The following is a 12882-nucleotide window of genomic DNA, read 5'->3' on the forward strand; positions in this document are numbered from 1 at the left end:
GGGAGTCCTTTCGGGTGAAGTGTCCTGTGGGAGGCGCGACGGCCTGCGGGGCGGCAATCGCCCGTCGGCGTCAGCGGCGAACGGGCGAGGGGGAACGAAGGAGAAAGCTGCGCAATGCCCGGTACAGCAGCGCCGCCAGCACCAGCTGCAGCATCCAGGTGAGGTAGAAGAACGGCAGGCTGGAGGTCACGCCGAGCGGGATGAAGCGCGTGGCGACGATGAACATGACCATGAAGGCGAATGGATTGCTGGCGGCATCGCGGTACTTGTCGCGCGCCAGGCCGAGCACCATGCCGGTGGCCAGGCCGCCCAACGCGAAGCCGGGCCAGCCGAAGTTGATGTACCACTCGCCGGGGGGGCTGATCGGCCATCCGGTGCGGGAGGCTTCGAACAGGTTCTTGAACCAGATGTCGACGTACAGGGTGTCCGGTTTGCCCGGCCAGACCGCGCGTGGGAGCAGCGCGACGATGCCATTGAGGAAGTCTTCGCCCAGGCGCAGGTCCTGCTGGTCCCAGGTACGCATGGCCAGGGTGAGTTTGTCGAAGATGTCCATGTTCAGCCCGTCGGCCAACGAGCGGAACGCCGACTCGGGCCCGCTCGGGTGGTCTTCGAACCAGAGCGTGTTGCGCAGCGCCTTGAGCAGGACGAACAGGCCGGCCAATGGCGCGGCGAGCGGCAGCAGCGACAGGATGCCCTTGCCACGCAGTACCACGGTACGCATCGCAAAGGCGTACAGCAGCCAGAAGATGAGCAGGTCGCGGTCACCGAACAGCAGCGTCGACACTGCCAGCAGCAGCGCTGCCAGCATCCAGGCGCGTGCCTGCCACCGCGCCGATGTCGTCAGCTGCCGGCGCAGGCTGGCCGCCAGGGCCGTCAGGAAGTACGCGGTGAGGATGACCACGTACTTGATGTTGATCAGGTGGGCGAAGCGTGGGTCGAAGCGCAGCAGGTAGCTCGTGTTGACGAGGCCCTCGCCGGTGGCCATCACCAGGGTGCCCAGCAGCGCCGTCGTTGCCAGCAGCAGGACATAGGCAACACCGCGCAACGCGGAAAAGCTGGCCGGTTCGTGGGGGAATGAAGGCAGATAGGGCTTGGGCGCGCGTCGGTACGAAAAGGTGCTGGCAACCAGCACGCCTGCCAGCCAGAGGCTGATGCCGAGCCCGGCGAGCAGGCGCCACGGGCTGTTGTCCTGGATGAACAGGTACTCCGGGAACTCCACGTCGGCGCCGCTGACCAGCATCAGGTGGCGGCCGATCATCAGCACGGCAAACAGGCCGATGGCCAGGAAGAAGGGATTGGCCGCACGATTGCCGGCCGAGCGCATGATGGCCACGCACAAGCCGAGGTTGATCGCGATGGTGGCCAGTTCAAGCACCGGCACGCTCAGGCCCCGCATCCGGACGGTGGCGTGATTGCGTACATGGTCGCCAGTTCACGGGCGTAGCGATCCGGGCAGAAGCGGTCCTGCGCCAATGGCCGCGCCCGCATCGCCATTGCCCTGGCCGATGCCGGGTCCTGCACGCAGTCCAGCACGTGGGCAACGGCTTCCTCGCAGTGATCAAACGCCTGGCCGTTGATCCCGGCCTCGATGACATCCACATTGCCGGCGCAACGACGCGCGAGCACCGGCGTGCCGGCCAGCATGGCTTCAATGACCGCCACCGGCATGCCTTCCCAGCGGGCCGTGGACAGGTACAACAGCGCATTGCCCAGTTCCGCGGCGATGTCCGCGCGGTCCTTCCAGCCGGTGACGACGACGCCGGATTGGCGCAGAACCTGCACGCAAGCCGTATCGCCGTCGCCGATCCACACGAATTCGACGGACGGGTCACGCGCACGCACGCCGCGGCAGATGGCGGCGTACATGGCAGGGTCCTTTTGTGGACGTATCCCGCCGACGGTGACCACGCGCACCGTGCCGGGACTGGCCTTGGCAGCGGTGGTGGGCAGCGGGAGCAGCGCGGCGTCCACCGCGTTCTCCAGCAATCGTGCCTCAGCGCCCACCCAGCGGCGCACGGCCTGCCGCTCGCTCTCCGAGCAGGCCACGTAGGTGCAGGCTCGAACGCCTGCCAGGCGCTCCAGTGCGGCGAAGAGGTAGGCCTTGGCGCCGATGTCGCGCCGCATCACCGAGATGCAGTGCGGGCTGTAGAAGAACCGCGCCGAGGGAAGGTGGAAAGCGCCAGCCAAACGACCGAGGAACCCGGCGATGGACGAGTGCAGGTGCACGATGTCCGGCTGCAGCGCGTGTAACAGGCGGCGCAGGTGGACAACGGCCGACAGTGCGTGCGCGCCGGACATGGCCAGTTCGTGCAGCTGCACCCGTGGGTCGAAATGCCCGGACAGCCGTTGCGGGGTTTCCGGGCGCCGGGCATGGATGACGTGGACCTCGGCACCCATGGACGTGACGGCACAGTCCGCGGCCAGGCTGACCATGGACAGGGTGCCGGTGGCGGTGGCTTCGACGACATGCACGACGACACGGCGCCTGCGGGGGCTGTTCATCGCGCAATCTCCCGGATCAGGCGCGCCGGGACGCCACCAACCAGCGCACCCGGCGGTACGTCGGTGGTGACCACCGCGTTGGCCGCGACCGTGGCACCTTCGCCGATGCGATGCCCACCGACCACGCAGGCGCGGGTGTACAGGCAGGCGCCTGCGCCAATGATGGGATAGGCATCGGAGTATCGCGTCGCGCGGCCGAGGGTCACGCCCTGGAAGATGACCACGCCCGGGCCGATGCGCACGCCATCGCCGATGACGATGGCCGTTGCATGTGGCAGCACTACCCCGGGCTCGATGGTGGCCCAGGGGGAAAGATGACAGCCTGAAACGCGGATGTTGTGCTTCCACAGCAGCTTGGACAGCACGCGTCCTCCCCAGCGTGCCTGACGCAGGGCGCAGGACCAGCGCCATCGCTGCAACGTGGCATAGCTGGGGTCGGCCCAGTAGCGACGCAGGATGCCCAACCGCGTGCGGTGGCCGCCCAGCGCGGCCAGATCGGCGCGGGCCGCGGCGTAACAGGCGCGCATCATGGCGCGGCTCCGGCGCCGGCGTTGCCCAGGAACTGCTTCACGCGTCGCAGCAGCGGTTCCGGAATGCACATCAGCAGCGTTGTCTTGCCCAGCGCCAGCCAGCAGCGGGGCGCCGCGGGCTGGAAGTGCCTGCACTGGATGCGCAGGCGGGCCTGCAGCTGCCTGCGCCGCCGGCGCAGGGAAATGCCATTGGGAGAGACACGATAGTCGAGCAGCACTTCGCCCACATTGGCGAAGCGCAGGCCCTGCGCATTTGCCCGTGCCAGCAGTTCGTAGTCCTGGGCCACCGGGAACTGCTCGTCGTAACCGCCCAGCTTGGCGAAGGTCTCCGCCCGCAGCAGCCAGGCAGGATGCAGGACGCAGTTGGACGTGAGCAGGCGACGTGCGATATCGGCGGGCGCGGTTGGTGGGCGAAAGGGGAACAACACCTTGTCCGAGCCCGGGGCGAGGAAGTTCGCCCAGCAGCCCACGCCGGCCAGGTGCGGATGCTGTTCCAGCATGTCGAGTTGGCGTGCGATGCGCTCGGGATGACTGTGGTCATCAGCGTCCATGCGCGCGATGTAGTCGTACTGGCGCGGCAGGATATGGCTCAGGCCGATGTTGAGCGCGCGGGTCAGCCCGACATTGGTATCCAGGCGGATGACCGTCGCGGATATGGAGACCGGCAGGGTGAGCGCAGGTGAACTGCCGTCATCGACGATGAACAGGTCGACCGGACAGGTCCCCTGCAACAGGCTCCGGGCGGCGTCTGCCAGGTCGGTGCCATCGTTGTGGGTGGCCATCAGTACGGCGATGCGGCGGGCGGGAGGGTGGGTCATTGCATGGCTCGCGGATGGACAAGGCCACTGCGCAGGACCAGCGTCGCCGCGAACGCACAGGCCACGGCGGCAGCGGCGCCGACCAGCCCGGCGAGGGGAAGCAGTACGGCCGACGCGGCCAGGTAGAAGGTGACGGTGAACAGCGCGGTGTACAGGAACAGGCGATCAAGCCGTTGCGTGTAGAACACATAGCCCTGCATGTCCGATGCGGCACGCAGGATCGTTGCCAGCAACAGCACATGCAGCGTGGGCTCGTGCAGGGCGAGCTGCGGCTGGTCGAAGTGGGGAAGGGCGAGATGTACCGTGGCGGCCGCCATCAACGCGATACCCGCGCCCAGCAGAACGGTCCGGCGCAGGGCGCTTGCATGGACACGACGGAACTGCGCGCGCTGGGTGCCGGCGTGATGGGCGACCAGTTGCGGTCGTGCAACCTGCATGACCGCGGTGTTGACCAGCGTGTAGATGCCGGTCGCAACCGAGGAAAACAGTACGTACACCCCGGCGGCGACGTGGCCGAGCGCCAGGCCGACGACATAGCGGTCGACATGTACTGCCGACGCATTCGCCGCTTCACCCAGGTACAACGTCATGTTGCGCCGGAATCGTCCGCGCAGGTCGATGAGGCATCTTCCGGATGGGTGCCGCGCGTCGAGCGAACGGTAGCCGGGGCAGCTGACCAGGAACACGCCCCAGGCCAGGCACAGGCCACCCAACCAGAACACCATCAGGACGGGCGTGCTGCGTAGTGCCGGGAACAACACTGCCAGCGGCAGGTAAGCGGCGATCCAGCCCGCTGCCCGGACGAAGGTCTGCAGGTTCGCCAGCAGCGGCCGTTGCTGGCTGCCGATGATGAAATACGCATCGTTGTTCAGGTGCTCCAGCAACAGGATGGCGACGGCCAGCGCGAGGTGTGCGGGAGGTAGTTCAAAAGCACGGGACGGAAGCATCGCCAGCACCAATGCGGCAGCCAGATAGAGCGCGACCAGGCAGCGCCAGTAACAGCGCAGTGCCGGCGCAACGGCCGGCAGGCCGGACGTCACCAGTTGCCGCCCGAGGTCCTGGATCATGCCGAACCCGAATGCGATGGGCAGGATGGCTGCGGCAGCGGCGATGTAGCCGTAGTGGGCGACGCTGGCCATGCCCATGTAATGGGCAATGAAAACGGCAAGCCCGAGCTTGAGCAGCAGCCCGGTGCCCCGCAGTGACAGGATCACCAGGTCCGGGGGGAGTCTGGGCAAGGGAAGGTACGGCATGAGGTGGGCCGGCAAGGGACGACGAGGATGGGATGGGTGTACGCAGCCCGGCTCAGTCCGAGCCGAACAGGTCCTTGCTGTAGACCTTGTGAGATACGTCGGCCAGTTCGGCGCCATGGCGATTGGCGACGATCAGGTCGGCGCGCTGCTTGAAGGCCGGCAGGTCATTGACCACTTCGGAGTTGAAGAAGTGGTCTTCGACCAGTGTGGGTTCGTGGACGATGACCTCGATGCCGCGTGCCTTCAGGCGCTTCATCACGCCCTGGATGCTCGAAGCGCGGAAGTTGTCCGAGCCGCTCTTCATGGTGAGGCGATGGATGCCGACCACGCGCGGCCGGCGCCGGAGGATTTCCTCGGCGATGAAATCCTTGCGCGTGGTATTGGCATCGACGATGGCCTGGATCAGGTTCTGCGGCACATCGCGGTAGTTGGCCAGCAGTTGCCGGGTGTCCTTGGGCAGGCAGTAGCCGCCGTACCCGAAGGAAGGGTTGTTGTAGTGGGTGCCGATGCGCGGGTCCAGGCCAACCCCCTGGATGATCTGGCGTGTGTCCAGCCCATGCGTGGCGGCATAGGTATCCAGCTCATTGAAGTAGGCCACGCGCATGGCCAGGTAGGTGTTGGCGAAGAGCTTGATGGCCTCGGCTTCGGTCGCATCGGTGTGCAGCACCGGGACGTCCCTGCGTTCTGCACCCTGCAGCATCAGCCGGGCGAACAGGCGCGCAGGCTCGGTATGCGCGCCGACGATGATGCGGCTGGGGTGAAGGTTGTCGTGCAGGGCGCGGCCCTCGCGCAGGAATTCGGGCGAGAACAGCAGGTTGTCGTCGTTTTGCCGTTGTTGCAGCCGGCGCGTGTAGCCCACCGGGACCGTGGACTTGATCACCACGGTTGCCTGCGTGTTGATGCCGCGTGCCTGGGCGTGCACGGCCTCGATCGAGGACGTGTCGAAGGCGTTGGTCCGTGCGTCGTAGTTGGTGGGGGTGGCGATGATGATGAAGCTCGCCTCCCGGTAGGCCATGTCACTGTCCAGCGTGGCCCGCAGGCGACCATGCCTGGCATCCAGGAACGCCCGCATGTCCGCATCGTCGAACGGAATGCCGCCACGGTTGATCAGGTCCACGCGCGTGGCATCGACATCGAGCACGGTCACCTCGTGGTGGCGCGAGAGCAGGACGGCGTTGGCCAGGCCGACGTAACCGGCGCCCACGACGGTGATCTTCAGGCCGGTGGGAACCGGGCCCGGATCGGGGAATGCGGAAGTCATGGGGGAGCCTCAGTACGCGTTCTTGTGCACGAAGCCCTTGAACAGGGTCGCGACGATGATTTTCAGGTCGAACCACAACGACCAATGGGTGATGTAGTACAGGTCGCACTCGATGCGTTTGGCCAGGTCGGTGGAACCGCGCCAGCCGTTGACCTGCGCCCAGCCGGTGATGCCGGCCTTGACCATGTGCTTCTTCATGTAGGCCGGGATCTCGTGCTTGAAGCGTTCGACGAACACCGGCCGCTCGGGGCGGGGACCGACGATGGACATGTCGCCGCGCAGCACGTTGATGAACTGCGGCAGCTCGTCCAGGCTGGTACGGCGCAGGAAGCTGCCCACGCGCGTGGCACGGCTCTCGCCGGACCGCGCCCACACCGCGCCGGACGCCTGCTCGGCGTCGACCGGTATCGAGCGGAACTTGAGCATCCAGAACGTCTTGTTGTTCCAGCTCATGCGTTGTTGCCGGTAGAACACCGGGCCGGGTGAGCTGAGCTTCACCGCGGCGGCGATCAGCAGCATCAGCGGGCTGACCAGCAGCAGGATCGCGCTGGCCAGCAACCGATCTTCCAATGCCTTGAGCAGGCGGGAATCGCCCTGCAGCGGGGTCTGCTGGAGGTTGATCACCGCAAGCCCGGCCACCTGTTCCACGGATTGGTTCAAACGCGGGATGCTGAGCCGGTCGGGCACGAACTTGATGTCGGCGGTGGTGTGTTCCAGCTGCGCCACGGTGGCTTCGATCTGCGCCCTGGCATGCATGGGCAGGGCGATCCAGACCTGGTCCACCGCGTGGCCGTCCAGATAGCGCTGCAGCCCTTCCAGGCCGCCCAGCGCGGGTGCAGCATGGATCGCGCAGGTATCGACACTGGTACTGAACCAGCCGGACACGGTGATGCCAGCCCAGGTGTTCTGGCGCAGCGCTTCAATGACCTGGCTTGCCTCAGCGGTGCCGCCGATGACCACGGCGGTGCGCTGGTCCAGTCCCTGCCGGCGGACCCAGCGGGCGCCGTGACGGACCACGAGGCGCAGCATCAGCACCGCGGCCAGGCCCGTCGCCGCCCAGGCGATCAGCCAGCGTTGCAGTGCAGGGGTCATCGCACCGATCAACAGGGCGTAGACCGACAGGCAGGCGAAGACCAACAGCCATTTGGCGGTCAGTTGCGTGCATTCGGCGGTCAGGCGACGGCCGCGCCAGCTGGCATACAGCGAGGACGCCCCGAGGACCAGCAATGCCAGCAGCAAGGTCAGGGTGACATGCCGCCAATGCTCGACGGACAGCGCGTAGCTGCCGTGCAGCCAGCGATGCGCCAGCAGCGCGGACAGGACCAGGAGCAGGGGGTCACCTGCGCGCAGCACGAATCCGAGGCAGGTCGAGAGCCGGCCGGCGGGGGCATTCCACCGGTGGGAATGGGGATGAGGGGGGTTGAACCACATGAACTTCTTCCTTGAACCGGGCCTCGGCCGTCATGGCGGCTCGATTTGGCTCACAACAAAAATCACAATTACTCTCATATAATATCAATAAATCACGTCGCGTCCATCGCCGCGAAACCCCCGTTTCGCAGTTCGCCCGGTTATGCCCGGCGTGTCCCTTCGCCCGCCGGATGTCCCGAGGTCGTGCTTGTTCAATCGTGTGCTGCTGGTGTGCGTGGGAAACATCTGCCGAAGCCCGGTGGCTGAAGCGTTGTTGCGACAGCGCCTGGGGGCTGATGGCCCGGCGCGCGTGTCGTCGGCCGGGCTGCAGGCGCTGGAGGGGAGCGGCATGGACCCGACCGCCGCCTGCCTGCTGCGTGAAGCCGGTGTGGCGATGGCCGCGCACCGTGCTCGCCAGGCCACTCCCGCGCTGCTGCGCGCGGCCGACCTGGTCCTGGCGATGGAGCGGGCGCATGTCGAGGCGGTCGTCGCGCGGGTGCCGCAGATGCGTGGACGTGTCTTCCGCCTCGGCCACTGGGAGGGCGTGGATGTCCCCGACCCGTACCGGCAGCAACGCATCGCGTTCGAGCACGTGCATGCGTTGATCGAACGCAATCTCGAACACTGGCTGGCGCATCTCGGCGGGCAGCGATGAAACCCTTATGGAGCTGGATGGAATGAACAAGGAATCGGTTGGCCCCGCCGCTGCGGACGAGGAAATCAACCTGCGCGAGCTGCTGGGCCTGCTCGTCGATCGCCGCGGATGGATCGTGGCGATCACGCTGCTGTTCGCCCTGCTGGGTACCGGCTATGCACTGCTGTCCACGCCGCTGTACCAGGCCCAAGCGATGGCCCAGATCGAGTCGAAGATGCCGGTGGTGCCGGGCCTTGCGGACCTCGCATCGCTCGGCGGCGGCAGTGGCGTGGCAACCACCGGGGTCGCGCTGTTGACCTCGCGCAGCGTGGTGGGAGCCGCCGTGGACCAGTTGCATCTGGATATCGAGGTGCGGCCGCGTCGCTTCCCGTTGCTCGGCGCGCCGATGGCACGCGCCTTCCAGTTGCGCGAGCCGGAGGCACTGGCCGCGCCACGTGCCGGATTGGTGCGGTATGGCTGGGGCGGCGAGCAGGTGCAGGTCGATCAGCTGGAAGTGCCGGTGGCCACGTGGGATCGCCCGATGACCCTGGTCGCGGGAAGTGCCGGTGGATACACCTTGCTGGACGCCGATGGCACGCAGGTACTGGCCGGCGTCGTCGGCAGGGAAGCGGCGGGCAATGGCTACGTCGTGCGTGTGGCCTCGTTGCGCGCGCATGCGGGCGCGCGCTTCGATCTGGTCAAGCGGCGCCGGCTGGATGCGATCAATGCCGTGCAGCGTGCGCTCAAGGTGGCCGAACAGGGCAAGGACTCAGGCATCCTGCGCATGGTCTACACGGATGCGGAGCCGGTGCGCGCCGCGCAGGTGCTGCAGCACCTGGCCGAAGCTTATGTGCAGCAGAACATCGCGCGCAGCGCGGCCGAGGCGGCATCGCAGCTGGAGTTCGTGCGCGGGCAGCTGCCCACGGTGCGCCGCCAGGTGGAGGAAGCGCAGGCAGCGATGGCGCGCTATCAGTCGCGTGCGCACTCGGTGGACATCACGCTGCAGACCAAGGGGCTGCTGGAGCAGGAGGTGGCCGTGGAGGCGGGCATCCAGCAGCTGCGCCTGAAGCAGGTGGAGATGGAGCGCGGTTTCACCGCCGAACACCCGGCCTACCGCGCGTTGCTGAAGCAGATCGCCGGCTTGCAGGCGCGCAAGGAAGGGTTTCGTCGCGAAGTCGGCACGCTGCCGGACACGCAGCAGGAGCTGCTGCGCCTGAGCCGTGACCTGCAGGTCAGCAACCAGCTGTACACCGCGCTGCTCAATCAGGACCAGCAACTGGACGTGGCGCGCGCCGGTGCGGTCGGCAACGTCCGCATCGTCGATGCCGCCGAGGTGGACGAGGCTCGGCCGGTCAAGCCGAAGAAGCTGTTGATCGTGGTGGTATCGACGTTGCTGGGGCTGGTGGTGTCGGTGGCAGGGGTGCTGCTCTGGCGCATGCTCAACATCGGCCTTGAGGAACCAGCGCAGATCGAAGCGCTCGGGTTGCCGGTGTACGCCGCGGTTCCGCTGAGCGACGCCAGCGAGGGTTCGGCGTCGCCGCGTCGCCGATGGGGGCGCAAGGTCGCGCCCGACAACGCTACCGACGCCACCTTGCTGGCCATCCGCGCGCCGGCGGATCTGGCTATGGAGGCACTGCGCAGCCTGCGCACCAGCCTGCACTTCTCCCTGCACCAGGCGCGCAACAACATCGTGGCGATCTCGGGCCCCTGCCCAGGCGTGGGCAAGACGTTCGTCGCCGCCAACCTGGCCGCCGTCGCCGCACAGGCCGGGCTGCGGGTGCTGGTGCTGGACGCGGACCTGCGCAAGGGCACCCTGCACAAGGTGCTGGGCGTGGAACTGGCCACCGGCATGGCGGACGTGCTGGCCGGCACGCTTGCCGCCGCCGACGCGGTACGACGCTTGCCGGCGCTGGACAACCTGCACTACATGACCCGCGGCGGAATCCCGGTGGCCGCCGCCGAGCTGCTGATGCATCCGCGCTTCGCCGCGATGCTGGAGGGGCTGCGCGGCGACTACGACCTGTTGATCATCGACACCCCGCCGATCCTGGCGGTGACCGATGCTGCGCTGGCCGCGCGGCAGGCCGGCAGCACGCTGCTGGTCACCCGCTTCGGGATGAACTCGGCCAGGGAGATCCAGCTGTCGTTGTCGCGTTTCCAGCGCAATGGGATCCAGGTCGACGGTGCGGTGTTCAATGCCATCGAGCGGCGCGCGACCGGCTACTCCAGCTACGGCTACTACGACTATGGGCGAGCCGATGCCTGACAGGTGCCTGGCGGGTTGCGGCATTGCCGCGGCCCGTCATCGGCAGGCGATTCGTGCCGCGTGCGGCGGCTGCCCGCTCAGCGTGTGACGCCGGACAGGTCGCTGCCCGCGCTCCAAGCGTCCGCATCGGCGGTGATCCGGTAGAGATCGGTACTGCGCGCCAGGCGCGCGCCGCCGTCGCGGTACAGCGGGTTCCAGTGGAAGCGTGCCTCTGCGCGGGTCGAGCGGGGAAGCAGCAGATCGAACGGCAGGGCGACGAAGATGCCCTTGTCGAAGCTGCCTTCGCCGAACGCCTCGCTGCTGACGTCGGTGCGCGTGGCGTAGGCCCCCATCTTCACGCCATTGCGGAAGTTGCGTTGCAGCGACAGGGTGGCGCCCCAGTCGCGGGCAAGATAGCGGCCGGCATGGACGGAGGCCTGCACGTCCCGGTCGTTGCCCCAGGCGTAATGGACGTTCAGGTGGCCGGTGACGACCTGGTAGTCGCGCAGCGCCAACCGCTGTTCGAACCCGCGCTGGCGGACTGCATTGAGGTCGACGCCCCAGGCCCAGCGCTGGCCGTGGGGGCGGTGCAGGATCTCCGCGCCGACGCCGGCATACATGTACTCCAGCAGGCCCACATAGGCCATCACGTGCGTATCCCTGTGCAGCTGCCGCGCATGCGTGAGCTGGAGCTGCGGCAGGGTGAGGTCGCTTGCGGTCAGGTACTGGCGCACGTCGGTACGCACGCGCGGCAGTTGGCTGGGCGCGTCATAGCGGAAATGCTGGTAGTTGTTGTAAGCGTTGTAACGGACCGTGCCGCTCAGGCGCGTGGCGGGACCGAGCTGCAGGTTGCCGGTGTAGCTGCCGGCCACCTGGTACAGCAGGAACCGGTCCGGTCCGCCCATCGATTGCTGGTAGTCGATATCGAAGTTGCCGTCGAAGCGCACGCTCGGGGCCTGGTACAGGGTCTGCCGTGCAACGTCCTGCGCGGGCGTGACGATGAGGCCACGCTCCAATGCCGGTAGCCCGATGCGGTGGTCGCGATAGCGATTGAAGGCGCTGCGTTCGATGCTTGCTTCGGAAAGGGCCAACCCCTGGCGCGTGCCGCGCAGGGTGATCCAGTGGATGTCCGGGCCGGCGGCCCGGTCCAGGACGGCTGCCGTCCGCCCCAACGCCTGCGCCGGGTCGCGGTAGCGCTGCTGTTCGGCGGAGACGACGAGCTCGCTTCCACGCCTGGCGATGCGCTCGACGCGCAGGCCGGCACTGGATTGCAGCAGCGCGGCGGTACCCGGCCAATCCGGCGCGGGCGGGGGTGTCGCTGCGGGCACCTGCGCCGTATCGCGTGGCACCGGCGCGGGGTCCAGTGGCTTGTCCGCTGCTGGCGTGCGCGCGAGGTTGGAATGCAGCGTGAGGCCGAACATGGCCGTAGTACCGCGTTCCCAGCCCAGTTGCAGTTGCGTGTTGCTGCCCAGCGCGTAGTTGACGCCGACATTCATCGGCACCCGCTGTCGTTGCGCGGTACCAGAGGGTTCGTTGCGGTAGTCGTTGCCGTCGTACTCCAGCTTGAGCTGCAGCGCACGCCAGCGTGTCTGATACGCGATGCCACCGAAGACGCCGATCGGCCCGCGGAACATCATGCGGGCGTCGAGCTCGCCGGCAGTGCGGTCGCCACGTGGGCGGGAGCCAAAGCGGTCATCGACCAGCCGCAGCGGGTTGGCGATTTCACCCCGGCTGCCCAGGTAGCCGGTAGCCAGGCCCAGGCTGGCATCGACGCTGCCCATGCGCTTGCCCAGCACGAGGTATTCACTGGAGAACAAGCCGGTTCCGCCCAGATCGCGCACGCCGATGGCGACTTCCGGCCGCCATCGGCTTTCCGTCAGCAGACGGACCTTCGCATGGATGGACTTGTCCTTGTAATGCTGCTGGCCGCTGAGCGCGGCATGGCCGTAGTCCAGGTCATTGATGTTGCTGTACCGGAACGCCGCCTCCAGCCATGGCCATGGCTGGAGGCGGAAGTTGTAGCGGCTGTAGGGCGAAACATGGCTGGCGGTGAAGGCAAGCTCACCCTCCTGGCGCATCCGTGCGCTGGGCGTCTGCAGCAGTCCGATGCCGCCCCAGTCGTCGGCGGTGGGCGCCGGGCCGGACTGCGCGTACAAGGCCGCACTCATGCCGCTGCATACCAGCGAGGACAGCAGGCGGACGGGGGTGAGGGCGCGGCGAGGAGACATG

10 protein-coding genes are annotated in these 12882 nt (G+C 67.4%); 2 read left to right on the plus strand and 8 right to left on the minus strand.

Going from position 1 to position 12882, the window contains the following annotated elements; all coding sequences use genetic code 11:
- Positions 1 to 70 precede the first annotated feature (70 nt).
- The 7 genes from ACIPR8_RS05700 to ACIPR8_RS05730 form a co-directional block, all read right to left on the minus strand.
- Positions 71 to 1396 (minus strand): hypothetical protein, encoded by a 1326-nt coding sequence (locus tag ACIPR8_RS05700; protein WP_446540386.1) that lies wholly within the window; start codon positions 1394 to 1396, stop codon positions 71 to 73.
- Entirely contained in the window at positions 1384 to 2502 is a 1119-nt protein-coding gene (locus ACIPR8_RS05705) for a glycosyltransferase (RefSeq protein WP_446540387.1), read from the minus strand. Before ACIPR8_RS05705 ends, ACIPR8_RS05700 begins: the two co-directional genes overlap by 13 nt.
- Positions 2499 to 3032: a serine O-acetyltransferase gene (locus ACIPR8_RS05710; RefSeq protein ID WP_446540388.1), complete on the minus strand. Its 534-nt coding sequence runs from the start codon at positions 3030 to 3032 to the stop codon at positions 2499 to 2501. Before ACIPR8_RS05710 ends, ACIPR8_RS05705 begins: the two co-directional genes overlap by 4 nt.
- Entirely contained in the window at positions 3029 to 3850 is an 822-nt protein-coding gene (locus ACIPR8_RS05715) for a glycosyltransferase (RefSeq protein WP_446540389.1), read from the minus strand. The genes ACIPR8_RS05710 and ACIPR8_RS05715 overlap by 4 nt, the downstream gene beginning before the upstream one ends.
- A complete protein-coding gene (locus ACIPR8_RS05720; protein WP_446540390.1) occupies positions 3847 to 5088 on the minus strand; it encodes a lipopolysaccharide biosynthesis protein in 1242 nt (413 codons plus the stop codon). The genes ACIPR8_RS05715 and ACIPR8_RS05720 overlap by 4 nt, the downstream gene beginning before the upstream one ends.
- Positions 5089 to 5155: 67 nt before the next feature.
- Entirely contained in the window at positions 5156 to 6322 is a 1167-nt protein-coding gene (locus ACIPR8_RS05725) for a nucleotide sugar dehydrogenase (protein ID WP_446540631.1), read from the minus strand.
- Positions 6323 to 6373: 51 nt separating this feature from the next.
- Positions 6374 to 7717, minus strand: a complete 1344-nt coding sequence (locus ACIPR8_RS05730) for an undecaprenyl-phosphate glucose phosphotransferase (RefSeq protein WP_446540391.1) — start codon at positions 7715 to 7717, stop codon at positions 6374 to 6376.
- Between the two features lie 265 nt (positions 7718 to 7982).
- Between ACIPR8_RS05730 and ACIPR8_RS05735 the strand changes: the two genes are divergently transcribed.
- Both ACIPR8_RS05735 and ACIPR8_RS05740 read left to right on the plus strand, forming a co-directional pair.
- Complete coding sequence (locus ACIPR8_RS05735; protein ID WP_446540392.1) at positions 7983 to 8429, plus strand: low molecular weight protein-tyrosine-phosphatase; 447 nt, start codon at positions 7983 to 7985, stop codon at positions 8427 to 8429.
- Between the two features lie 22 nt (positions 8430 to 8451).
- Positions 8452 to 10674: a polysaccharide biosynthesis tyrosine autokinase gene (locus ACIPR8_RS05740; RefSeq protein WP_446540393.1), complete on the plus strand. Its 2223-nt coding sequence runs from the start codon at positions 8452 to 8454 to the stop codon at positions 10672 to 10674.
- A 77-nt stretch (positions 10675 to 10751) separates the two neighbouring features.
- Here ACIPR8_RS05740 and ACIPR8_RS05745 read toward each other — a convergent pair whose 3' ends face one another.
- Positions 10752 to 12881: a YjbH domain-containing protein gene (locus ACIPR8_RS05745; protein ID WP_446540394.1), complete on the minus strand. Its 2130-nt coding sequence runs from the start codon at positions 12879 to 12881 to the stop codon at positions 10752 to 10754.
- Between the last annotated feature and the right edge of the window lies 1 nt (position 12882).

It is taken from the genome of Stenotrophomonas sp. LARHCG68 (assembly GCF_052871705.1).